Origin of the sequence: Rhizobium aethiopicum, from assembly GCF_900094625.1 — a bacterium.
GTDB lineage: Bacteria > Pseudomonadota > Alphaproteobacteria > Rhizobiales > Rhizobiaceae > Rhizobium > Rhizobium aethiopicum.
The window spans coordinates 394,719-415,668 of record NZ_FMAJ01000001.1; the positions used below are offsets into that span (position 1 = coordinate 394,719).

The following is a 20,950-nucleotide window of genomic DNA, read 5'->3' on the forward strand; positions in this document are numbered from 1 at the left end:
ATTCATGGCTGGCATAGAACATATCAAGGTTGAACCTGACGAGGCGGGGATGCGGCTCGATCGCTGGTTCAAGGTGCATTTTCCCGGGCTCGGATTCGGGCCGCTACAAAAGCTCCTGCGCTCCGGTCAGGTCCGCGTCGACGGCGGACGGGTGAAATCGGATGCACGCGTGCAGCCCGGCCAGACGGTGCGCGTGCCGCCGCTCGATGTAGACACCAAGTTGAAAACCGGACCGATCGCCGGCAAGGATCTCAAACATTCCACGGATTTCGACCTCCTGTCGCGCATGGTGCTGCACGAAGACGAAAAGGTGATCGTCCTCAATAAGCCGCCCGGCCTTGCCGTGCAGGGCGGCTCCGGCGTTGCCCGGCATATCGATCAGATGCTAGAGGCCTGGACCAGCCCGAAGGGCGAAAAGCCGCGGCTCGTCCACCGCCTCGACCGCGATACGTCAGGCGTGCTCGTCATCGCCCGCACCCGGGGTGCGGCACAGAAGCTGACAGCCGCTTTTCGCGAGCGAGATACGAAGAAAACCTATTGGTCTCTCGTGAAAGGCGTGCCGCGCAAGCGCGAAGACAAGATCTCGACCTGGCTCGTCAAGGAGCCTACGGCTGACGGCGACCGCATGCGGATTGCCAAGCATGGTGAGGACGGGGCAGATCATGCAGTGTCCTACTACCGCATCGTCGAGACGGCGGCGCAGCGTCTCGCCTGGCTGGAGATGGAGCCCTATACCGGGCGCACGCACCAGCTTCGTGTCCATGCCCTGCACATCGGTCATCCGATCATCGGCGATCCCAAATATTTCGACGATGATCCGAACTGGGATTTTCCCGGCGGCATCCAGAAGCGGCTGCATCTGCACGCCCGCCACATCGACATCCCGCATCCCTCGGGCGGCAGGCTACGAGTGACCGCGCCTCTGCCGCCGCATATGGTGCAGAGCTGGAACCTGCTCGGCTTCGATGAAAATTCGGCGCCCATTCTGGACGATGAAGCATGAAACTTGCGCTTTTCGATTGCGACGGCACGTTGGTCGACAGTGCCGGGCTGATCCACGAAACCATGCGCCGCACCTTCGAGGAGTTCGGCAAGGCGGAACCGCGGTTTGAGGACACCAAGGCCATTATCGGCCTGTCGCTGGATATCGCGATCGCCCGCATGCAGGGCAGGCCGCATGTCGAGCAGGAAGACATCGACATGACAGCGCATTACAAATCGCTGTTTACGGTCGTGCGCAGGGATCTCGACTACAAGGAGCCGCTGTTTGCCGGCATCCGTGAGATGATCGATACGATCAGCGGCCGCGAGGATCTGCTGATCGGGGCGGTGACCGGCAAGTCGCGGCGCGGGCTTAATCTGGTGATGGAGACGCACGGATTCGACAGGCATTTCGTCGTTGCGCGCACTGCCGACGATTGTCCCTCCAAGCCGCATCCGGCCATGGTGACGGAATGCTGTGACGAAACAGGCATGAATGCCGCCGACACCATTGTCATCGGCGATGCGGTTTACGATATGCAGATGGCAAAGGCTGCCGGCGCCAAGGCGATCGGCGTTGCCTGGGGCTATGCCAGCGTGGATGAGTTGATCGCCAACGGCGCCGATGCGATCGCCTACCATCCGAACGAGATATTGCGCCATTTTTCCTGAGGTGACGCCATGCGCGATCTTCTGAACGATCTTTCCGAAGGCTTGAGCCATCCCGATCCCATTCGCCGCGCGCAGATCCAGATGAAGAAGCCGCTGCCGAAGCGTTTCTACACCGAGGTCGCAACCGTCGAGCACGAGGGCGGCTTTGCGATCACCCTCGATGGCAAGCTGGTGCGCACGCCTGCACGGCTGGCTCTCGCCGTGCCGACAGAGGCGCTTGCCCGGCTCGTTGCCGCCGAATGGCAGGCGCAGGCGGAGGTCATCGACCCGGCCACCATGCCGGTGACGAGGCTCGTCAACACCGCAATCGACGGTATCGCTACCAATACGCAGGCGATCTTCGAGGACATACTGCGCTTTTCCTCGACCGACCTCATCTGCTACCGCGCCGAAGGGCCGGAACGGCTGGTCGAGCGCCAGGCCGAGCGCTGGGATCCGATCATCGACTGGGCCGCCAACGATCTTGGCGCCCGCTTCATCCTCATCGAGGGCATAATGCATCACGAACAGCCGCGTGAGGCGACCGCCGCCTTCGCCGTCACCCTCGCGCGCCATCAGAGCCCCATGGCGCTCGCGGCCCTCCACACGATCACGACGCTGACCGGATCGGCGATCCTGGCGCTTGCCTTCGCCGAAGGCCGGGTGACTATGGAAGAGGCGTGGTCGCTCGCCCATCTCGACGAGGACTGGACGATCGAGCATTGGGGAAGCGACGAGGAGGCCGAGGAGCGGCGGGCCAAGCGCTTTGTCGAGTTCAAAGCCGCAGCGGATGTTTTTTTCGCCCTAAGCGCCTGAAACATATTGCCTTCCCGGGCATTATGACGAAATCTGCGACTCCAATGGGGCGTGCGGGATTTTGCAATGAATTGGCTGAGGTCGTGTTTTTGCCGGGCCGCACTTGTCTGTATTGCGCTCACGGCCTGCGTCAGCCTCTCGGCCAACAAGCCGGAGGCGCCGCTCTACGATGTTCGCAGCGCCGTCGTTCTCTCCGGCCCGAACATTCCGGCCGAGCTGCTTGCCGGTGTCAACGACCGCGTCAATGCCGCGATCAATGCCACCATGCGCGACACCGTGCTGCCCCGCGTGGTGCTGACGATCCGCGTGGTTTCGATCCAGAAGGGACTGGGCTTCCAGAAGGACCGCAATGTCGCCAAGATCAGCGTCGACGCGGCTTCGGTCGAGGACGGTTCGGTCATCGCCGTCAGCGCCTTCGACGTGACCAGTATGGCCGCCGATCCCAAGCTTGCCGACGATATTATGGCCGAGGACGTCGCCGCACGGATTCGCTCGGTTTTCTCGCTCAGCGGCCGCAGCCGCTAACGCATATCGAGCCGCGAGAGCGGCGAGGGGAGATCGCATGAAGGAAATTCTCGAGGAACTCGAACGCCGCCGCGGCGTCGCCCGTCTCGGTGGCGGCAAGGAGCGCATCGATGCTCAGCACAAGCGCGGCAAGTTGACGGCGCGCGAGCGCATCGACCTTTTCCTCGACGAGGGCTCCTTCGAGGAGTTCGACATGTTCGTCGAACACCGCTCGACCGATTTCGGTATGGACAAGAGCCGTATCGCCGGTGACGGCGTCGTCACCGGCTGGGGTACGGTCAATGGCCGTACGGTCTTCGTCTTCGCCAAGGATTTCACCGTCTTCGGCGGTTCGCTTTCGGAAGCGCATGCCGAGAAGATCATGAAGGTGCAGGACATGGCGCTGAAGAACCGCGCGCCGATCGTCGGCATTTACGATGCTGGCGGCGCGCGCATCCAGGAAGGGGTTGCCGCTCTCGGCGGTTATGCCGAGGTCTTCCAGCGCAATGTGCTCGCCTCTGGCGTCATTCCGCAGATCTCGGTCATCATGGGCCCCTGCGCCGGCGGCGACGTCTACTCGCCTGCCATGACCGATTTCATCTTCATGGTGCGCGATACTTCCTACATGTTCGTGACCGGTCCGGACGTGGTGAAGACCGTGACCAACGAGACTGTGACGGCTGAGGAGCTGGGCGGCGCCACGGTACACACGACACGCTCGTCGATCGCCGACGGCGCCTATGACAATGATGTCGATACGCTCCTGCAGGTGCGCCGGCTGATCGATTTCCTGCCGCAATCGAACACATCGCCGCTGCCTGAGATCGAATGTTACCAGTCGGTGACCGACACCGATAGTTCGCTGGATACGCTGGTGCCGGCCAGCGCCAATAAGCCTTACGATATCAAGGAACTGATCCGTAAGGTCGCGGACGAAGGAGATTTCTTCGAAATCCAGGAGAGCTTCGCCAAAAACATCGTCTGCGGCTTTGGCCGCGTCGAAGGCTCTACCGTCGGCTTCGTCGCCAACCAGCCGATGGTGCTGGCGGGCGTGCTCGACAGCGACGCCTCGCGCAAGGCCGCTCGCTTCGTGCGTTTCTGCGACTGCTTCAACATTCCGATCATCACCTTCGTCGACGTGCCGGGCTTTCTGCCGGGCACGGCACAGGAATATGGCGGCCTGATCAAGCATGGCGCCAAGCTGCTCTTCGCCTATGCGGAGGCGACGGTGCCGAAGCTCACCGTCATTACCAGGAAAGCCTTTGGCGGCGCCTATGACGTGATGGCGTCAAAACATCTGCGGGGGGACCTGAATTATGCCTGGCCGACGGCGCAGATCGCCGTGATGGGCGCCAAGGGCGCGGTCGAGATCATCTTCCGCAAGGATATCGCCGATCCGGAGAAGATTGCTTCCCACACGAAAATGTACGAGGACAGGTTCCTCTCGCCCTTCGTCGCCGCAGAGCGCGGTTATGTCGACGAGGTGATCATGCCGCATTCGACCCGGCGGCGGCTGGCGCGCGGCCTGAGGATGCTGCGCAACAAGGATCTCGCCAATCCCTGGAAAAAACACGACAACATTCCGCTTTGATATTTTCCCGCGAATAAAGCCGTGCGCTCAGGTGTTTACATCCTGTCGAAAAAGTGAACGGCCGTCAGTGATCCGTGTCTTCAATCCTTGCCGAAGACAAGCTAACGCTCGGCTCTTATACTTTTAAAGGAGAGGTTTAATGTCAAGTTTCGAGCGTCTTTCCGCCTATCGCCCCTATGGGTTGGCCGCTCTCAGAATCATCACTGCACTGCTATTTATCGAGCATGGTACGATGAAGCTTTTCGGTTTCCCGGCGTCGCAGATGGCCGGCTCGCTGTCGCCGCTGATGCTTTTCGCCGCGCTTCTCGAGCTTGTCGGCGGTCTCCTCATTCTCGTCGGTCTGCTGACGCGTCCGGTCGCCTTCCTGCTGGCTGGGCAAATGGCGGTTGCCTATTTCATGGCGCATGCCCCGAACAGCTTCTTCCCGGCCGTCAACCAGGGCGACGCCGCGATCCTGTTCTGCTTCGTCTTCCTCTACCTTTGCTTCTCCGGTCCCGGCGCTTTGGCGGTCGATAACCGCAAGACGGCTTGAAACGGACATTGATTGCGGGACGCTTCGGCGCCCCGCAGCATTTCCGGGATCAGGCGGTGAGTTTGAGGCCGGCGATGCCGGCGACGATCAGCGTGGTGCAGGCAAGGCGGGAGACACTTGCCTGGTCACCTAGCAGCCAGATTCCCAGGATCACGGTGCCGACCGTGCCGATGCCGGTCCAGACCGCATAGGCGGTGCCGATCGGCAGGTGCTTCACCGCCAGACCGAGCAACACGATGCTGACGACCATCGATATGACGGTCAGCGCTGTCGGCAGCGGCCGCGTGAAACCATCTGTGTATTTAAGGCCGATCGCCCAGCCACATTCGAAAAGACCGGCGAGAAAAAGCAGAAACCAGGCCATGCGACTCTCCTTGTCAGAGCGAGGCCGTCCCCGCGACGGTTGCATCCTGGGGATGCCGCAGTCGTCTGCGATAGTGCCTATATCAGTGAGGGAACGGCTGTCTTCAAGGTAGGAATCGCCTCGACCACCATTCCACCCGTTTCTTGCCGGCTTCCGGAAGAGATCATGGCTGTCCGCTGGAAAGGTTCTTGGCACGGCGGCAGAGGCGGTCGAAGGTTTCAAGGAAACGCGAGCGGTCTTTCGGGCTGAAGGCGGCGTTGTAACCCTTGCTCTCGCCGGTTTCGCGCAGATGCGCGCCGAGATCGCGCATGGCGCTCGCCATGCCGATATTGGTCTCGTCGAAGACACGTCCCGTGGGGCCGCTGACGAAGGCGCCGGTCGCGACGCAGCGCACGGCAAGCGGCACGTCGGCGGTAACGACGACGTCACCCGCGCCGGCGCGTTCGGCGATCCAGTTGTCGGCGGCATCGAAGGCGTTGGAGACGATGACGTTTTGGACCATCGGATCGCGCGACGGGCGCAGCCCGGAATTGGCGACGAAGGTGACTTCGAGACCGTGGCGTTCGGCCACCTTCAGGATTTCCGGCTTGACCGGGCAGGCATCGGCGTCGACATAGATCATGGCGATATCCTCATGCCGGCTCACTGGCCGACTGTCTGATCATATCGATATGGGGAATGCCGTCTTCCAGATATTCCTGCGAGGTTCCGACAAAGCCGAAGGATTCGTAGAAGCGGCGCAGATGGGCCTGCGCCGACAAGGCGATCGGATTCTTCGGATAAAGCCGCTCGCAGGCGGTGATCGCTTCGCGCATCAATGCGTCGCCCAGCCGCTTGCCTCGATGGGCAGGCGAGACGACGACGCGGCCGATCTTCGACGGATCCTGCGGCTCGTAGGGTTTCAGGATTCGCACCGCGCCCAGGAGTTGGGTGCCCTCCAGCAGCCGCAGATGCAGAGCATCGATATCCTTGCCATCGAGTTCCGGATACGGGCAGTTCTGCTCGACGACGAAAACATCAACGCGCACCCTGAGGAGGTCGTAGAGCTCTCGCGCAGAGAGCTCATCGAAGCTCCTCAGATCGACCCGATAGTTGGCTGCAGTCATTAATACACCACCACGCCGCGGATGCTTTCGCCCTTGTGCATCAGCTCGAAGCCCTTGTTGATGTCTTCGAGCGGCATGGTGTGGGTGATCATTGGATCGATCTGGATCTTGCCCTGCATGTACCAGTCGACGATCTTCGGCACGTCGGTGCGGCCGCGTGCGCCGCCGAAGGCAGTGCCCATCCAGTTGCGGCCGGTCACCAGCTGGAACGGCCGAGTCGAGATTTCCTGGCCGGCGCCGGCCACGCCGATGATCACCGACTTGCCCCAGCCGCGATGGCTGGCCTCCAGCGCCTGGCGCATCACCTTCGTGTTGCCGGTGCAGTCGAAGGTGTAGTCGGCGCCGCCGATCAGGTCGCCATTGCGTTTGGTCATGTTGACCAGATAGGGCACGATGTCGTCGCCGACCTCTTTCGGATTGACGAAATGCGTCATGCCGAACTTCTCGCCCCAGGCCTTGCGGTCCGGGTTGATATCGACGCCGATGATCATGTCGGCGCCGGCAAGCCGCAAGCCCTGCAACACGTTCAGGCCGATGCCGCCGAGGCCGAAGACGATGGCGGTCGATCCGATCTCCACCTTGGCGGTGTTGATGACGGCGCCGATGCCTGTGGTGACGCCGCAGCCGATGTAGCAGACCTTGTCGAAGGGGGCGTCGGGGTTGATCTTGGCGAGCGCAATCTCCGGCAGCACCGTGTAATTGGCGAAGGTCGAGCAACCCATATAATGATGGATCCTGTCCTTGCCGATCGAGAAGCGGCTGGTGCCATCCGGCATCACGCCCTGACCCTGGGTTGATCGAATCGAGGTGCAGAGATTGGTCTTGCGGGACGTGCAGGAATAACACTCGCGGCATTCCGGCGTATAAAGCGGAATGACGTGGTCACCCTTCTTGACCGAGGTCACGCCCGGGCCGACATCGACGACGATGCCGGCGCCCTCATGGCCGAGAATGGCGGGGAAGAGGCCTTCCGGATCGGCGCCCGACAGGGTGAAATCGTCGGTATGGCAGATGCCGGTCGCCTTGACCTCCACCAGCACTTCACCGGCCTTCGGCCCGTCGAGCTGCACGGTCATCACTTCCAGCGGTTTTCCGGCCTGAACGGCAACAGCGGCGCGAACGTCCATCTTCATATCTCCTGCTGATTTGTCGGTGCCCTACTGCTTTATCGGGCGGAGCTTGGCATGGCCGGCGAGCTGGGCTCAAGCGAATTCCATGATGACGGCGTCGACGGCCAGGCTTTCGCCGGCCGCGGCATTGATCTTCGAAACGACGAGATCGCGATCGGCGCGCAAGACGTTTTCCATCTTCATCGCCTCGACGATCGCAAGGGTCTCACCGGCCTTGACCTCCTGGCCCTCGGCGACCGCGATGGACACGACGAGGCCGGGCATCGGGCAGAGCAGGAGCTTGGAGGTATCGGGCGGCAGCTTCACCGGCATCAGCCTGTCGAGTTCCGCATGGCGCGGCGAAAAGACCTTGGCGGTCACCGAAAGTCCCTGCCAGTCGACGCGCAGGCCGTTGGGGACGGGACGGATCTGCGCGGTGATCTCCTGGCCGCCGACCTTGCCGCTCCAGACGGGATCACCGGGTCTCCATTCGGAGACAACGCTCCGGCTTTCGCCATCGATCTCCATATCCATTTCGAACGGGATGGTGACGAGGCCGTCGAGCAATCGGACGGCGACGTAGCTTCCGCCTGTTTTGACGACCCAATGCTCCCGCAGCGCGCCCGCTGCCGCGCGCAGGCGATCGGCGAAAGCTTCGCGGCGGTTCGCTTCGATGAGCGAGGCAGACAGCGCTATGGCGGCAAGCGTTGCCTCCTCCTGCCGGTCCGGCTTCATCGGCGCAAAGCCGTCAGGATATTCCTCGGCAATGAAGCCGGTGGAAAGCCGGCCCTCGCGCCAGCGCGGATGTTTCATCAGCGCCGCCAGAAACGGAACATTGTGCTCGATGCCGTCGACGACGAAGCCGTCCAGCGCCCGGCCCATGGCGTCGATCGCTGAGCTGCGCGTCGGCGCCCAGGTGCAGAGCTTGGCGATCATCGGATCGTAATACATCGAGATCTCGGCGCCCTCGAAGACGCCGGTATCGTTGCGGACGACAATGTTGCCCGTCCTGCCCTCCGCCGGCGGGCGGTAGCGCGTCAGCCGGCCGATCGAGGGCAGGAAGTTGCGGTAGGGATCCTCGGCATAGAGCCGGCTTTCGATTGCCCACCCATCGAGCCTGACATCTTCCTGGCCGAAGCTAAGCGGCTCTCCCGACGCGATTCGGATCATCTGCTCGACGAGGTCGATGCCGGTGATCAGTTCTGTCACGGGATGCTCGACCTGCAAACGGGTGTTCATTTCGAGGAAATAGAAGTTGCGGTCGCGGTCGACGATGAATTCGACGGTACCGGCGCTCTGATAGTCAACGGCCTTCGCCAGCGCCACCGATTGTTCGCCCATGGCTCTGCGGGTCTTTTCGTCGAGGAAAGGTGAGGGCGCCTCTTCGGCCACCTTCTGGTTCCGCCGCTGGATGGAGCATTCCCGCTCGCCGAGATAGACGACGTTGCCATGCGCGTCAGCCAGCACCTGGATTTCGATATGGCGCGGCTCGACGACGAATTTCTCGATGAAGACGCGATCGTCCCCGAAGGAGCTTTTCGCCTCCGAACGGGCGCGCTCGAAGCCGTCGCGCACCTCGGCCTCATTCCAGGCAATGCGCATGCCCTTGCCGCCGCCGCCAGCGGACGCCTTGATCATGACGGGATAACCGATCCCGCCCGCGATCGTTTCCGCATGCGCGGCGTCCTCTATGACGCCGAGATGGCCGGGCACCGTAGAAACACCCGCGGCATTGGCGAATTTTTTCGATTCGATCTTGTCGCCCATCGCCTTGATGGCCTTCGGCTTCGGGCCGATGAAGACGATACCCTGCTTTTCGAGCTCGGCGCAGAAGGAGGCGCGCTCGGACAGAAAACCGTAACCGGGATGCACAGCCTCGGCGCCGGTCGCCTTACAGGCGGCGATGATCTTCTCGGCGACCAGATAGCTTTCCGACGCTGCGGCAGGGCCGATATGGACGGCCTCGTCAGCCATGTCGACATGAAGCGCATCCCGATCCGCATCCGAATAGACCGCAACGGTCGAAATGCCCATGCGACGCGCGGTCTTGATCACGCGGCAGGCAATCTCGCCGCGATTCGCGATCAGGATTTTCTTGAACATCGAGACTCCACCCAGAAATACGTTCCGGAGTTTTACGCATAAAACATCGGAACGCACAATCGGGCGTGAGATGTCAGGCGACGGCGGCTTGAGCGACGGGCTCTTCGTCGACGATGCGTAGCCACCGGCTGCGCCGCGGTTCCGGCCGATCGCGCAGCGTGACGGCGGCCATGATCCCGGTCCAGTGCGGATGGTTGGCGCCTGGCAGCGTTGCCTGCTCGATCTGCCGGAGGACATCATGTTCGGCCGGCGACACGGCGATGACGCCGCCTTCGAGAATGCTTCTGAAGATGCGCATGGTAAAATCGACGTCCTGGCGGGTGATGCTCTTGCGGTCGACGGCGCGCGACAGCTTGTAGCCGCCGATGCCGTCGCTGATCGCCAGGCGAAGCTGGTCGAGGGCAAGCGCTCTCAATTCACCCGGGACATCGGCTGAAATCTCCATGACGTGGAGAATGAGCTCGAGTTCCAGCGCCGAGTTGACGACGCCGTCGGTCGTGAACATGCGCCTGATCCAGGCAACGTTGACGTCATCAAGCGAGCCCTGCGGATAGGTGTAATGGACGACGAAACCGGCGATCTGCTCCACGAAGAAAGCGTTCCACTCGGCACATTTTTCGGGACAGGAATTGTTGAGCGCCAACATTGCAACGACATCCTGGGATGTCCGGATCCCCTCTGGGAAGGCATGTTTACGCAGCAGCACGATGTCTTCGGCCGTCAGCCGATGCTTGCCGGCCACGACACAGGCCGGAAAAGCGAGACGGAATTCGCTCATGTTTTAACTCCAGGCTTCATCATGAAACCGGCGACAGTTTTATCGTCCGCGAATTGACGATCCCTCAAGAAAAGGCGTTAACCCGATGTTCCCCAAGTCACGAAGATTTTAGCGATCGCGCCTGCAGCCGCTCGCGCCAGATGATGAAGAGGCCGGATGCGACAATGATGAAAATGCCGATCCACTTGGAAAAGCTCGGGAAGTCGTTGAAAAGCGCATAGCCGAGCACAGTGGCCGAGATGATCTCGAAATACTGGAACGGCGCCAGCAGCGACAGCGGTGCAAGCCGGAAAGCCCGGACCACCAGCATGTGGGCATATCCGGAGATCGAGCCGAGGGCGACAAGCAACGCAAGGCCGAGGCCGGAGGAGGGCAGGGAAATGGCGAAATCCTCGTTGCCGGCGCTGCTGCCGACGAGAAGGGCGGCCGCCATGAAGATCGTTCCGCCGATGCCTGCCATCGTCTGCATGGTGAGCGGCGAATCGGCCTCGCCGATTGCGCGATTGAGGAACAGATACAGCGAGAAAAGAAAGGCGCAGGCTACCGGCAGCAGCGCCTTCAGGCCGAAAATCTCATAGCTCGGCTGAATGACGATCATCGCGCCGCCGAAACCAATGACGATCGCCATCCAACGCCGCCAGCCGACCTTCTCCCCGAGAAACAGCGCCGACATTGCGGTCAGCATGAAGGGCTCGACGAAATAGATGGCAAAGACATCGGCAAGCGGCATGTATTTGACGGCGACGAAGAACAGCAGGCTCGCAGCCCCGTGCAGCACGCCGCGCAGCAGGTTCATCCATGGCCGCTTGGCCGAAAGCGCCTTGAGCCCGAAAAGCGCGAAGAGAATCGGCAGGGTGCAGGCGATCTGGAAGAAGAAGCGATAGAAGGTGACCTGACCCGGCGACATGGCCTCGAAGGTCGCCATATATTTGGCGATGGCATCCATGGTCGGCAGGATGAACATCGCGCCGGACATGATGGCCATGCCCTGCAGGGAGTTTCGATGGGGCTCTGACATGGCTGCCGATTCTTGTGGGAAAGACGTCCATCAATCATGGGAAAGCCGGGCAAAGCAAGCCCCGGGAACCTCGCAAACGTCAGGCGTCGTTCACCGTTTCACCAAAAACCGTCTCGAAAGCGGCGCGCAGCATGACGTCCACATCCGCCATCATGACAGGGAGGCCGAGATCGACGAGGCTGGTGACACCATGGGCCGATATTCCGCAGGGCACGATGCCGCTGAAATGATCGAGATCGGGATCGACATTGAGTGACAAGCCGTGGAAGGTTACCCATTTGCGCAGCCGGATGCCGAGGGCGGCGATCTTGTCTTCGGCCATCGACCCGTCGGGCAGCAACGGCTTTTCCGGACGGCGCACCCAGACGCCGACGCGGTCCTCGCGCCGCTCGCCGCGCACATTCATCATGTCGAGCGTGCGGATGACGACATCCTCGAGAGCGGCGACGAAGGCGCGTACGTCTTGGCGCCGCCGCTTCAGGTCGAGCATGACATAGGCGACGCGCTGACCGGGTCCGTGATAGGTATATTCACCGCCGCGTCCGGTCGCAAAGACCGGAAAGCGGTCCGGCTGGACGAGGTCGGCCGCATTGGCGCTGGTGCCGGCGGTATAAAGCGGCGGATGCTCGACGAGCCAGACCAGCTCGTCGCCACCTTCTGCGATCGCCCCCACCTCGCGCTCCATCGTCTGCACCGCCTCCTCATAGGCAACGAACCCATCGGTGATGCGCCAGCGCACCGGGCCTGTGCCGAGTTTCGGGAGCATGGAAAATTCGAGATCTGTGCGAAGCATGGCGATTCCTTGCCGCTTGACCCGGATGCCTGAGGAAATAGGGGCGGCAGGAGACGTATATGGACCCGTTTTCTGGCCAATTCAAATGCCGTGACAGGTTTTCAAAAAAACTGTCATATCGCCCTTGTGCACCCCAAATGCTTTTGCTACATGCTGCCCCGCCGACGCAAATCGGCCTACCACGATGCGGTCGTGGCGGAATTGGTAGACGCGCAGCGTTGAGGTCGCTGTGGGGCAACCCGTGGAAGTTCGAGTCTTCTCGACCGCACCAAAATTGTTAAAAAACCCTCGTGACCGTTTGGTTCCACGAGGTTTTTTTATGTCTTCATTTCCCCGAAGTACGCGAGAATGCAGCGACGCAGGAACTCAGCCCGTGCCCGGCCACAGCTGGGACAGCTGAACGAAAAAGGGCCGTACTACGGCCCTTCGTTGCGATCGCGCTTTATGGACGATCAATGCGTTGCGCGGCAGGCTTCGGTGCGTGAGGCACCACTGTCGGCACCTTTGGTGTGGGAGCCGCTCGGGCCGACCATGCTGTGGCAAGGCGGCAGGGGCTTGATGCTCGCGGTCGCTGTCTTGTCGACCCCAGATCCCGTCATGGCAACCGGGGCGAAGCCGTCGCTGTCATTGGTGTAATCACTGGAATAAGCGGGAGCCTTGCGGTTGTTGCTATAGTGGACGGGGGCAGGCTGCGCCATCTTGGAGGGCGCAAAGCCATCGCTGTCGTTGGTGTAGTCATCGGAATAGGCCGGCTGGGCGAAAGCAGCGCCTGCAAGGCTGACGGCAAACAGGGATGCGGCGAGGGCAAATTTGATGCGCATGGTTTCTTCTCCTCAATCTGTTGTTGCATTCAACAACATAAACCATCCCCGGCGAATAGGATTTTCGCGCGTCAATTGAGGCAATTTTGTGAACTGAATGGCGCTGGGCTGCGGCATTTTGTTCAAATGAAATCACGGAGTTGTCGCTGAATCTGACGTTCTCGTTACGGCAGCAGTCTAACAATACAGGCGGGAGATCGCGCCTTCTTGCTGCAATCTGAAATTGTTAACTTTTGGTAATGTGAGACGGGGTCGGACGGGAGGCGACATTCGCCTCCCGTCGATGATCGCCATCTGCCAGTCCTGCGTCAGTCTTCGTTCGGGATATGGGCATCGACACCGGTAAGCTGCAGTTTGTTGCGGACATGGTGGACACCGTCGACCGAAAGCGCGCCGAGCTCGACCTTGCGGGCAATGCCGATCGTCTCGACCGAGCCTTCCAGGGTAACGACGTGACCATCCGCGTGAACCTCGATACTGTTGATATCGACCTCGGGAATGTTCTCGATAGCGTCGTTCACCCGCGCCTCGAGCTCGTCGCTTTCATCGCGGTCGATCGTACCAGCACGGAGCGAATCCTTCAGGCGATTCTCGTTGCCGTCCTTGTCCGTGCCATCGATCCGGAAACCGGTGTTGGGATCGCTGTCGAAATTTGCCGCAGTCTCGCCATAGGGGCGGTTTGCCGGGTCGCTGCCAGCGGTGCCGTCGGCATAAGGCCAGCCATCATCGAGATTACGTTCCTCCAGATCGCGATAATCTTCTTCACGGGAAAGTGCTGGGGCCTCGCGTGAAATCGGGGGCTTGTCACCGATCCTTGCCATTATAGTCGCTCCTTGTTTCTCTGCGGGACAACGCCGACAGGGGCGAATGGTTCGGAGCGCAGGGCGTTTTGTCAGCCCTGCGTTTTCTCCCATTTCTTGACGAGGCGATCGCGCTTCAGCCGCGAAAGCCGCTGCAGCCAAAAGATGCCATCGAGCTGGTCGACCTCGTGCTGGATGCAGACCGCGAGGAAACCTTCGGCGGCTTCCTCGTGCATGACGCCTGCGGCATCCTGATAGCGAAAGCGGATCGCCTGCGGGCGTGTGACCTCGTCGGTCGCGCCGGGCATGGAGACGCTGCCTTCGGCATGGGTCATGGTCTCCTGCGACATCCAGGTGATCTCCGGATTGACGTAGAGTCGCACACCGTCGGCTCGTTTGAGCTCCAGCACCGTGACCCGGAGGAAGACGCCGATGTGGGCGGCGGTGATGCCGACGCCGGGGGCTGCGCGCATCGTCGCCAGCAGGTCGTCGGCAAGTGCTGCCAGCGACGCATCGAAGGCCGTCACCGGCGCGCAGACGGTCTTCAGGCCCGGATGCGGATAACGCAGGATCGGCCGGATGGGCATGAAGCGGGCTCCCTCTCTTTCAAACGACGGGAAACTATCGCCGGCCGCAGGCATTGTCATCAGGAAGCACGGTTTGGCGCTTTACCACAGGCATGCTTTGAGCTAGCAGGGGCCAAGGATTCCGACTGCGGGCGCTTCGCGCGGGATTCTCTTATCCGTTTGTTGACAATGTATTTTCGGCCGACATTTGCGAATGCGGCGCGGCAGTCGTTTAAATTCGAACCAGGTGCGAGGGCGGCAAATGACCGACACGGAAGACCGCATTCGCCGGCGCGATGACGAGGAAGCGGATATCTACGACGAGGACGGCAATGTCCGCGGCGATTTCCTGGCGCTCGTCGGCGCCGCGATCGCCGATCGCGATACGCTGTTCCTGCGCGGGAATGTCGCCCGCCTGCATGAATCCGAGATAGGCGACCTGCTCGAATCGATCCAGCCGGATCAGCGCCTGGCGCTGGTGCGCCTGCTCGGCGAAGACTTCGACATGACGGCGCTGACCGAGGTCGACGAGGCGATCCGCCGCGAGATCGTCGATCAGATGCCGAACGAGCAGATTGCGGCCGCCATCGGCGAGCTCGATTCGGACGATGCCGTTTACATTCTCGAAGACCTCGACAAGGAGGACCGGGAAGAAATCCTCGCCCAGCTGCCGTTTACCGAGCGGGTGCGGCTGCGCCGGGCGCTCGACTATCCCGAAAGCTCGGCCGGACGCCGCATGCAGACCGAGTTCGTCGCCGTGCCGCCGTTCTGGACTGTGGGACAGACGATCGACTACATGCGCGACGAGGAGGATCTGCCCTATTCCTTCTCGCAGATTTTCGTCATCGATCCGACCTTCAAGCTGCTCGGCGCCGTCGATCTCGATCAGATCCTGCGCACCAAGCGGCAGACGAAGATCGAGCAGATCATGCGTGAGACCAATCACCCGGTTCCCGCCGAGATGGACCAGGAGGAGGCCGCCCAGCTCTTCGAACAATACGACCTTCTTTCGGCTGCCGTCGTCGACGAGAACGGCCGGCTGGTCGGCGTGCTGACCATCGACGACGTCGTCGACGTCATCCACGAAGAGGCGGACGAGGACATCAAGCGCCTCGGCGGCGTCGGCGACGAAGAGCTGTCCGACAATGTGATCTCGACGGCGCGCTCACGTTTCCTGTGGCTTTTGATCAATCTCGGCACGGCGATGCTGTCGGCCAGCGTCATCGGCCTGTTCGACGCCTCGATCGAGAAGATGATCGCGCTTGCGGTGCTGATGCCGATCGTCGCGTCGATGGGCGGCAATGCCGGCACGCAGACGATGACGGTGACGGTGCGCGCGCTCGCCACCCGCGATCTCGACATCTACAATGCCGGCCGCATCATCCGCAGGGAGGCCGGCGTCGGCATCCTCAACGGCGCCGTCTTCGCCACGATCATGGGCCTTATCGCCGGCACCTGGTTCCAAGACTATCAGCTCGGCGGTGTGATCGCGGCGGCGATGATCATCAATCTGATGGCGGCCGCGCTTGCCGGCATCCTGCTGCCGCTGCTGCTCGACAAGATGGGAGCGGACCCGGCGATCGCCTCGTCGGTGTTCGTCACGACGGTAACCGACTGTACCGGCTTCTTCGCCTTTCTCGGCATTGCCACGTGGTGGTTCGGCATCTGACGGATCGTCGAAATTGACTATTACGTAAAAGTCAATATTATTGCCGGTTCGACGACGGGGAACACATGCCGGTGAACAAATATTATAGCATAACGGAGCTCACGCGCGAATTCGGTGTATCGACGCGCACGCTCCGCTTCTACGAAGACGAGGGACTGATCCATCCGGAGCGGCGAGGGCGCACCCGTCTCTTCCGTCCGGCGGACCGACGGCTCATCGGAGAAATCCTGCGCGGACGACGGATCGGCTTCACCATCGCGGAGATCCGCGAGATCATCCAGGTCTACAAGGAACCGCCAGGCGAGCTCGGCCAGCTGAAGCTGCTGATGAAGCGCGTCGACGAGAAGCGTGAAGACCTTCGCCAGAAGCGCAAGGACATAGACGACACGCTGACGGAACTCGACAATATCGAAGAGGCCTGCCTCGGCCGCCTCGCCGAAATCGGCGTCACCACCTGAGACTTGCCGCAGGGCGGTTGCCGGCCTCTATTGTGCCTCAGCGCTGCATTCGCCGGCTATCGTCTGGACCTGCTCATTGTTCTGCGGATCGATTTTCCCTGTCTGCAGCGGTATGAGCAGAGCCTGGGCCTGCAGTTTGTCGAGCGTGCACTGGCAGAAGCCGCGGCAGAGAGCCTCGCCTTGCTGCTTGACGCAAGCGGCATTGCATTGCCTTAGGTAAGTTTCGACCGGATCCGGCTGCGACGGCGGGACGACAAGGGAAAATCCGTAAGCGATCGCAATCAGCACCGGCTGGTGAATGAGGTAGAAGGCAAGGCTGTGGCGGCCGAGCCTCGCCGGCAACCGGGAGCCTGTTCCGATGGCTGCAAGCCGATGCGGGAGCCTGGTTCTGATGGCGATCAAGGCGATGCTCAACCCGACAAAGAACGGCAATGCCCAGGGAAACAGCGGCACGTAGTCGTTGGAGCGTTGCGGCATTTCGGCGAGGCCGATCCATGCGAGGTATCTGGGATCGAAAACGGACGAACGCAGCAGGCCGGGTGTGCCTAAATTATCGAGGATCCAGGCGGCAAGAAGCGCGACCGTGACGAGGAGCGTGAAGGCGAGCGGCAACCTGATGAAAACGACGCCGATGAGCGTGAGCACTGCGATACTGTGCAGGATGCCGAAATAAATCCAGGTGTCCGGCATTGCAATGCGGGTGGCGACCGAGATGACCGCGGCGGCCACGGCAATCATGCCGAACCGCTTCCAGAAGGACGGCCAGCGGATCTCCGGCTTGCTCGAGAGCACCAGGCTGATGCCGACGATGAAGAGAAAGGTCGTGGCGATCGCCCGAGCATAGATTTTCAGCCAGCCGGTCTCGGCCGTGCCCGGCGCGAGATATCCCATGAATTCCATGTCCCAGGTGAAATGGTAGCTTGCCATGGCGACCAGCGCGATGCCGCGCGCCGTATCCAATAGACCGATGCGCGGCGGTCTTGCCGCCGCATCTGCCTGCATTGCCGGCATTGTCATCAAAGTCCCCCGGTCAGATCATTTCCGTCGTTCGACGGATTGTCGCGGCGAAGAGCAGAAAGCTGGAGATTTGATGGCGGGCCGGCATCCATGATCGCCAGCCGCGCCTGCGAGAAAAACTGCCGCCGTGTCAGCACGAAGATGACGGTCGCCGTCGTCAGCATGAAGACATAAGGGTTGATGAACCAGCCGAGATAGCCGATCGACAGGAAGATCGCCCTCAGCCCCTCGTTGAAATTGCTACCGGCGATGACGTTCATGCGGATGACGCGCTCGGCGGCCCGCTCGGCGGCGATGATGTCGCTCTCGGTGTCGCGCATCATCGGGATGGAGCCGAAAAGGATGGTGCAATAGTTGAACAGCCGATAGGACCAGCCGAACTTGAAGAAGGCATAGCCGAACAGCGCCGCCAGACCGCCGACCTTGAGCTCGAAGGCGGCATGGCCGCCATGGAAGACGACGGGCAGGTCGGCAAAGACGGCGTCGACCTTTTCCGTCGCGCCGAGCAGCGCAAAGCAACTGCCGAGCGCAAAGATCGAGGTCGAGGCGAAAAAGGCAGTACCGTTCTGCAGGCCGGACATGATCTGCGTATCGATCATCTTCAGGTCGCGACGCAGCGAATTGTAAATCCACTCCCGGCGCCGTTCGGTCATCGCATGAGTGAGGCTGGTGCGTCCGAAGAAGGTGCGACCCTTCAGCAGCCAGGAATAGCCCATCCAGACACAGGCAAAGAAAGCCAGAGCGATGTAATCCGCCGTCGTCATCAGTGATTCACTCTCCGCATGAATGCGGCCACCTTACATATGCGCTGCGATGCTGCAATGACTGGCAAGCCGGGGCGGCCGGATTTGGAGTGCACGGCGTCCGCAGGTCGCGTTCGCGACGATAGAGACTTTGAAAAAGCGATTCCGATTTTCAGGCCTATACGCTAGTTTGCGATGTCGCACCGACTCCATGCGATGTCGGTTCGCCGCGCGGCTCGGAACCCGGCAGCGTTTAAGCTTAAATTCCAGTGTTCAAAAGGCGCATCCATGTTTCTTTCGGTATTCGACGTGTTCAAGATCGGTGTCGGACCGTCGAGCTCGCACACGATGGGTCCGATGTCGGCTGCCAACCGGTTTCTCGACCTGATCCTGTCGAGCGAATGGCCGCGCCCGTCAGGTGCTCAGGTCGCCGCGATCAACGTCAGCCTGCATGGCTCGCTCGCCCATACCGGGATCGGCCATGGCACGGGCAGGGCCGTCATTCTCGGACTGATGGGTGAGGCGCCCGACAGTGTCGATCCCGACAAGATGGACGGCATCATCGATATGGTGGAGCGCACCGGCCGCATCACGCCGGCGGGGCATCCGGCCTACCAGTTCCAACCGAAGACCGACTTGATCTTCGACAAGAAGCAACCGCTGCCAGGCCACGCCAACGGCATGATCTTTTCCGCTCATGACAGGGATGGCCGGCTGCTCCTCAAGCGAATCTATTATTCGGTCGGCGGCGGTTTCGTCGTCACCGATACCGAACTCGAACAGATGCGTGCCAAGAAGAACGCGAGCAGTGGGGCGCGTGTGCCCTATCCCTTCTCGACCGCCAAGCAGATGCTCGAGATGGCGGAGCGCTCCGGGCTTTCGATCGCGCAGATGAAGCGGGCGAACGAGGAGAGCCAGCGCAGCCAAGAGGAGCTCGACCAGGGGCTCGACCGCATCTGGGACGCGATGCGCTCCTGCATCGAGCGGGGTCTCGAGGTCGAGGGCATCATGCCCGGCGGCCTCAACGTCAAGCGCCGCGCCCGCCGAATCCACGACAAGCTTCAGGAGGAGTGGCGCAGCAATCGCGTCAATCCGCTGCTCGCCAATGATTGGCTGAGCGTCTATGCGATGGCCGTCAACGAGGAGAATGCGGCCGGCGGACGCGTCGTCACCGCACCGACCAACGGCGCGGCCGGGGTCATTCCGGCGACGATCCGCTACTACGAGCATTTCCACGAGGATTGGGACCAGAACGGTATCCGCGATTACCTGCTGACGGCCGCGGCGATCGGCGGCATCATCAAGCACAATGCCTCGATCTCGGGCGCCGAGGTCGGCTGTCAGGGCGAGGTCGGCTCGGCGGCTGCGATGGCGGCTGCGGGGCTCGCGGCCGTGATGGGCGGCACGCCGGAGCAAATAGAGAACGCCGCCGAGATCGCGCTCGAACATCATCTCGGCATGACCTGCGATCCGGTCGCGGGCCTGGTGCAGGTTCCCTGCATCGAGCGCAATGCGCTCGGCGCGGTCAAGGCGGTTACGGCGGCATCGCTCGCCGTCAAGGGCGACGGCCAACATTTCGTGCCGCTCGACGCCTGCATCGAGACGATGCGCCAGACCGGCCACGACATGAGCGAGAAATACAAGGAAACCTCGACCGGCGGCCTGGCCGTCAACGTCGTCGAATGCTGAGTTTGTGGACTCCTGGTGGTTGCCGCTTGACGCTCGCTGCCAAAAGGATTTCAACGGCAGCATGGCATTGCATCTCATCAAGCTCTGTGTGGGCGCCGACTCGATCGACGATTTGCGCGAATGGGTGGCGGAACGGTCGCTCAGCGCCATAGCCGCCGGCCTCGAGCCGCATTCGGTGCACACGACGCGCATGGTGCCCAAACGCATGGAAGAACTGCTCGACGGCGGCTCGCTCTATTGGGTGATCAAGGGACAGGTGCAGGCGCGCCAGAGGCTGCTCGACATCGAGACGTTCACGGACGGCGAGGGAATTTCGCGCTGCCGCCTGATGCTCGGTCCCGAGGTCATCGAGACCGCGGTGCAGCCGAAACGACCCTTCCAAGGCTGGCGCTACTACGTACAGGACGACGTTCCGCCCGACCTGACAAGCCTCGGTGCCGGCATCGCTGAAATGCCGGCCGACCTCCGCCGCGAGCTTACCGAACTCGGCCTGCTCTAAAACTCAGCGCAGGCGCAACTGCACCGGCGCACCGCCGTCCGGCGAGGTCACATGCAGGTGAATGCGGGCCTCCGGCTGAGAATAGCGCCAGGCGCGGGCGCCATGGCAAAGCAGCAGATTGATGAGATCCCGGGTTTTCGGCGATTTCGCCTTCGGCCGCTGCAGGCCGATCTCGGCCAGGCGCAACGCCGCCTCGTGCAGAGGATGCAGGGATGAACGCGTCCTGGCCGCAGCGCGGCGCTCTGAAGGCGTTCCCGGAACATTCTCATTAATCGCCATTGTTTTCCCCGTAAGCAATACTGATCGAGTTCAAAAATGGTGGCCGGAAACGCAAACACCGAT

The 20,950-nt window shown here is 61.6% G+C and carries 24 protein-coding genes and 1 tRNA gene; 11 read left to right on the top strand and 14 right to left on the bottom strand.

Features of this window, described 5'->3' with window-relative positions; all coding sequences use genetic code 11:
- Positions 1-4: 4 nt before the first annotated feature.
- The 6 genes from GA0061105_RS01990 to GA0061105_RS02015 all read left to right on the top strand — a co-directional run bounded on the left by GA0061105_RS01990 (position 5) and on the right by GA0061105_RS02015 (position 5,075).
- Complete coding sequence (locus GA0061105_RS01990; protein WP_092747658.1) at positions 5-1,003, top strand: RluA family pseudouridine synthase; 999 nt, start codon at positions 5-7, stop codon at positions 1,001-1,003.
- Positions 1,000-1,653 carry an HAD-IA family hydrolase gene (locus tag GA0061105_RS01995; protein ID WP_092747660.1) on the top strand — a complete coding sequence of 218 codons (654 nt, stop codon included), beginning with the start codon at positions 1,000-1,002 and terminating at the stop codon, positions 1,651-1,653. Before GA0061105_RS01990 ends, GA0061105_RS01995 begins: the two co-directional genes overlap by 4 nt.
- A gap of 9 nt (positions 1,654-1,662) precedes the next feature.
- Entirely contained in the window at positions 1,663-2,448 is a 786-nt protein-coding gene (locus GA0061105_RS02000) for an ATP12 family chaperone protein (protein WP_092747662.1), read from the top strand.
- Between the two features lie 66 nt (positions 2,449-2,514).
- Positions 2,515-2,973: a calponin homology domain-containing protein gene (locus GA0061105_RS02005; protein ID WP_064691710.1), complete on the top strand. Its 459-nt coding sequence runs from the start codon at positions 2,515-2,517 to the stop codon at positions 2,971-2,973.
- A gap of 37 nt (positions 2,974-3,010) precedes the next feature.
- Positions 3,011-4,543: an acyl-CoA carboxylase subunit beta gene (locus GA0061105_RS02010; protein ID WP_064691709.1), complete on the top strand. Its 1,533-nt coding sequence runs from the start codon at positions 3,011-3,013 to the stop codon at positions 4,541-4,543.
- Between the two features lie 139 nt (positions 4,544-4,682).
- Complete coding sequence (locus GA0061105_RS02015) at positions 4,683-5,075, top strand: DoxX family protein (protein WP_064691708.1); 393 nt, start codon at positions 4,683-4,685, stop codon at positions 5,073-5,075.
- A gap of 49 nt (positions 5,076-5,124) precedes the next feature.
- Here GA0061105_RS02015 and sugE read toward each other — a convergent pair whose 3' ends face one another.
- The 8 genes from sugE to lipB all read right to left on the bottom strand — a co-directional run bounded on the left by sugE (position 5,125) and on the right by lipB (position 12,352).
- Positions 5,125-5,439 (bottom strand): quaternary ammonium compound efflux SMR transporter SugE, encoded by a 315-nt coding sequence (gene sugE, locus GA0061105_RS02020; RefSeq protein WP_064691707.1) that lies wholly within the window; start codon positions 5,437-5,439, stop codon positions 5,125-5,127.
- Between the two features lie 163 nt (positions 5,440-5,602).
- Positions 5,603-6,061 (bottom strand): YaiI/YqxD family protein, encoded by a 459-nt coding sequence (locus GA0061105_RS02025; RefSeq protein WP_092747664.1) that lies wholly within the window; start codon positions 6,059-6,061, stop codon positions 5,603-5,605.
- A 10-nt stretch (positions 6,062-6,071) separates the two neighbouring features.
- Positions 6,072-6,545: a GNAT family N-acetyltransferase gene (locus GA0061105_RS02030; RefSeq protein ID WP_092747666.1), complete on the bottom strand. Its 474-nt coding sequence runs from the start codon at positions 6,543-6,545 to the stop codon at positions 6,072-6,074.
- Positions 6,545-7,672 (bottom strand): S-(hydroxymethyl)glutathione dehydrogenase/class III alcohol dehydrogenase, encoded by a 1,128-nt coding sequence (locus GA0061105_RS02035; protein WP_092747668.1) that lies wholly within the window; start codon positions 7,670-7,672, stop codon positions 6,545-6,547. Before GA0061105_RS02035 ends, GA0061105_RS02030 begins: the two co-directional genes overlap by 1 nt.
- Before the next feature lie 75 nt (positions 7,673-7,747).
- Entirely contained in the window at positions 7,748-9,757 is a 2,010-nt protein-coding gene (locus tag GA0061105_RS02040) for an acetyl-CoA carboxylase biotin carboxylase subunit (RefSeq protein ID WP_092747670.1), read from the bottom strand.
- A gap of 73 nt (positions 9,758-9,830) precedes the next feature.
- Complete coding sequence (locus tag GA0061105_RS02045; RefSeq protein ID WP_092747672.1) at positions 9,831-10,535, bottom strand: hypothetical protein; 705 nt, start codon at positions 10,533-10,535, stop codon at positions 9,831-9,833.
- Between the two features lie 97 nt (positions 10,536-10,632).
- Positions 10,633-11,553: a DMT family transporter gene (locus GA0061105_RS02050; protein ID WP_092747674.1), complete on the bottom strand. Its 921-nt coding sequence runs from the start codon at positions 11,551-11,553 to the stop codon at positions 10,633-10,635.
- A 79-nt stretch (positions 11,554-11,632) separates the two neighbouring features.
- A complete protein-coding gene (gene lipB / locus GA0061105_RS02055) occupies positions 11,633-12,352 on the bottom strand; it encodes a lipoyl(octanoyl) transferase LipB (protein WP_064691701.1) in 720 nt (239 codons plus the stop codon).
- Between the two features lie 180 nt (positions 12,353-12,532).
- Between lipB and GA0061105_RS02060 the strand changes: the two genes are divergently transcribed.
- Positions 12,533-12,617 (top strand) — tRNA-Leu (locus GA0061105_RS02060).
- A gap of 181 nt (positions 12,618-12,798) precedes the next feature.
- Here the strand turns inward: GA0061105_RS02060 and GA0061105_RS02065 are convergent.
- From GA0061105_RS02065 to GA0061105_RS02075, 3 genes are all read right to left on the bottom strand, one after another.
- The gene (locus tag GA0061105_RS02065) at positions 12,799-13,167 is read right to left on the bottom strand and encodes a hypothetical protein (protein ID WP_092747676.1); all 369 of its coding nucleotides are present in this window, start codon (positions 13,165-13,167) and stop codon (positions 12,799-12,801) included.
- Positions 13,168-13,475: 308 nt separating this feature from the next.
- Complete coding sequence (locus GA0061105_RS02070) at positions 13,476-13,988, bottom strand: BON domain-containing protein (RefSeq protein ID WP_092747678.1); 513 nt, start codon at positions 13,986-13,988, stop codon at positions 13,476-13,478.
- 71 nt (positions 13,989-14,059) lie between these two features.
- Positions 14,060-14,554 (bottom strand): peptide deformylase, encoded by a 495-nt coding sequence (locus GA0061105_RS02075; protein ID WP_092747680.1) that lies wholly within the window; start codon positions 14,552-14,554, stop codon positions 14,060-14,062.
- Between the two features lie 241 nt (positions 14,555-14,795).
- Here GA0061105_RS02075 and mgtE point away from each other — a divergent pair, with 241 nt between their 5' ends.
- The gene (mgtE, locus tag GA0061105_RS02080) at positions 14,796-16,202 is read left to right on the top strand and encodes a magnesium transporter (protein ID WP_064691697.1); all 1,407 of its coding nucleotides are present in this window, start codon (positions 14,796-14,798) and stop codon (positions 16,200-16,202) included.
- Between the two features lie 65 nt (positions 16,203-16,267).
- The gene (locus GA0061105_RS02085; RefSeq protein ID WP_011425479.1) at positions 16,268-16,660 is read left to right on the top strand and encodes a MerR family transcriptional regulator; all 393 of its coding nucleotides are present in this window, start codon (positions 16,268-16,270) and stop codon (positions 16,658-16,660) included.
- 27 nt (positions 16,661-16,687) lie between these two features.
- On the opposite strand, the gene GA0061105_RS02090 is transcribed toward GA0061105_RS02085, so the two are convergent.
- Both GA0061105_RS02090 and GA0061105_RS02095 read right to left on the bottom strand, forming a co-directional pair.
- Positions 16,688-17,677 carry a heparan-alpha-glucosaminide N-acetyltransferase gene (locus GA0061105_RS02090; protein WP_092747682.1) on the bottom strand — a complete coding sequence of 330 codons (990 nt, stop codon included), beginning with the start codon at positions 17,675-17,677 and terminating at the stop codon, positions 16,688-16,690.
- The gene (locus GA0061105_RS02095) at positions 17,677-18,441 is read right to left on the bottom strand and encodes a DUF599 domain-containing protein (RefSeq protein WP_092747684.1); all 765 of its coding nucleotides are present in this window, start codon (positions 18,439-18,441) and stop codon (positions 17,677-17,679) included. The genes GA0061105_RS02090 and GA0061105_RS02095 overlap by 1 nt, the downstream gene beginning before the upstream one ends.
- Before the next feature lie 267 nt (positions 18,442-18,708).
- Between GA0061105_RS02095 and GA0061105_RS02100 the strand changes: the two genes are divergently transcribed.
- Together GA0061105_RS02100 and GA0061105_RS02105 are read left to right on the top strand one after the other, a co-directional pair.
- Entirely contained in the window at positions 18,709-20,109 is a 1,401-nt protein-coding gene (locus GA0061105_RS02100) for an L-serine ammonia-lyase (RefSeq protein ID WP_092747686.1), read from the top strand.
- Positions 20,110-20,170: 61 nt separating this feature from the next.
- Positions 20,171-20,608 carry a DUF1489 family protein gene (locus GA0061105_RS02105; RefSeq protein ID WP_064692081.1) on the top strand — a complete coding sequence of 146 codons (438 nt, stop codon included), beginning with the start codon at positions 20,171-20,173 and terminating at the stop codon, positions 20,606-20,608.
- A 3-nt stretch (positions 20,609-20,611) separates the two neighbouring features.
- Here the strand turns inward: GA0061105_RS02105 and GA0061105_RS02110 are convergent, their stop codons facing one another.
- Entirely contained in the window at positions 20,612-20,887 is a 276-nt protein-coding gene (locus GA0061105_RS02110) for a hypothetical protein (RefSeq protein WP_064691693.1), read from the bottom strand.
- Positions 20,888-20,950: the final 63 nt, after the last annotated feature.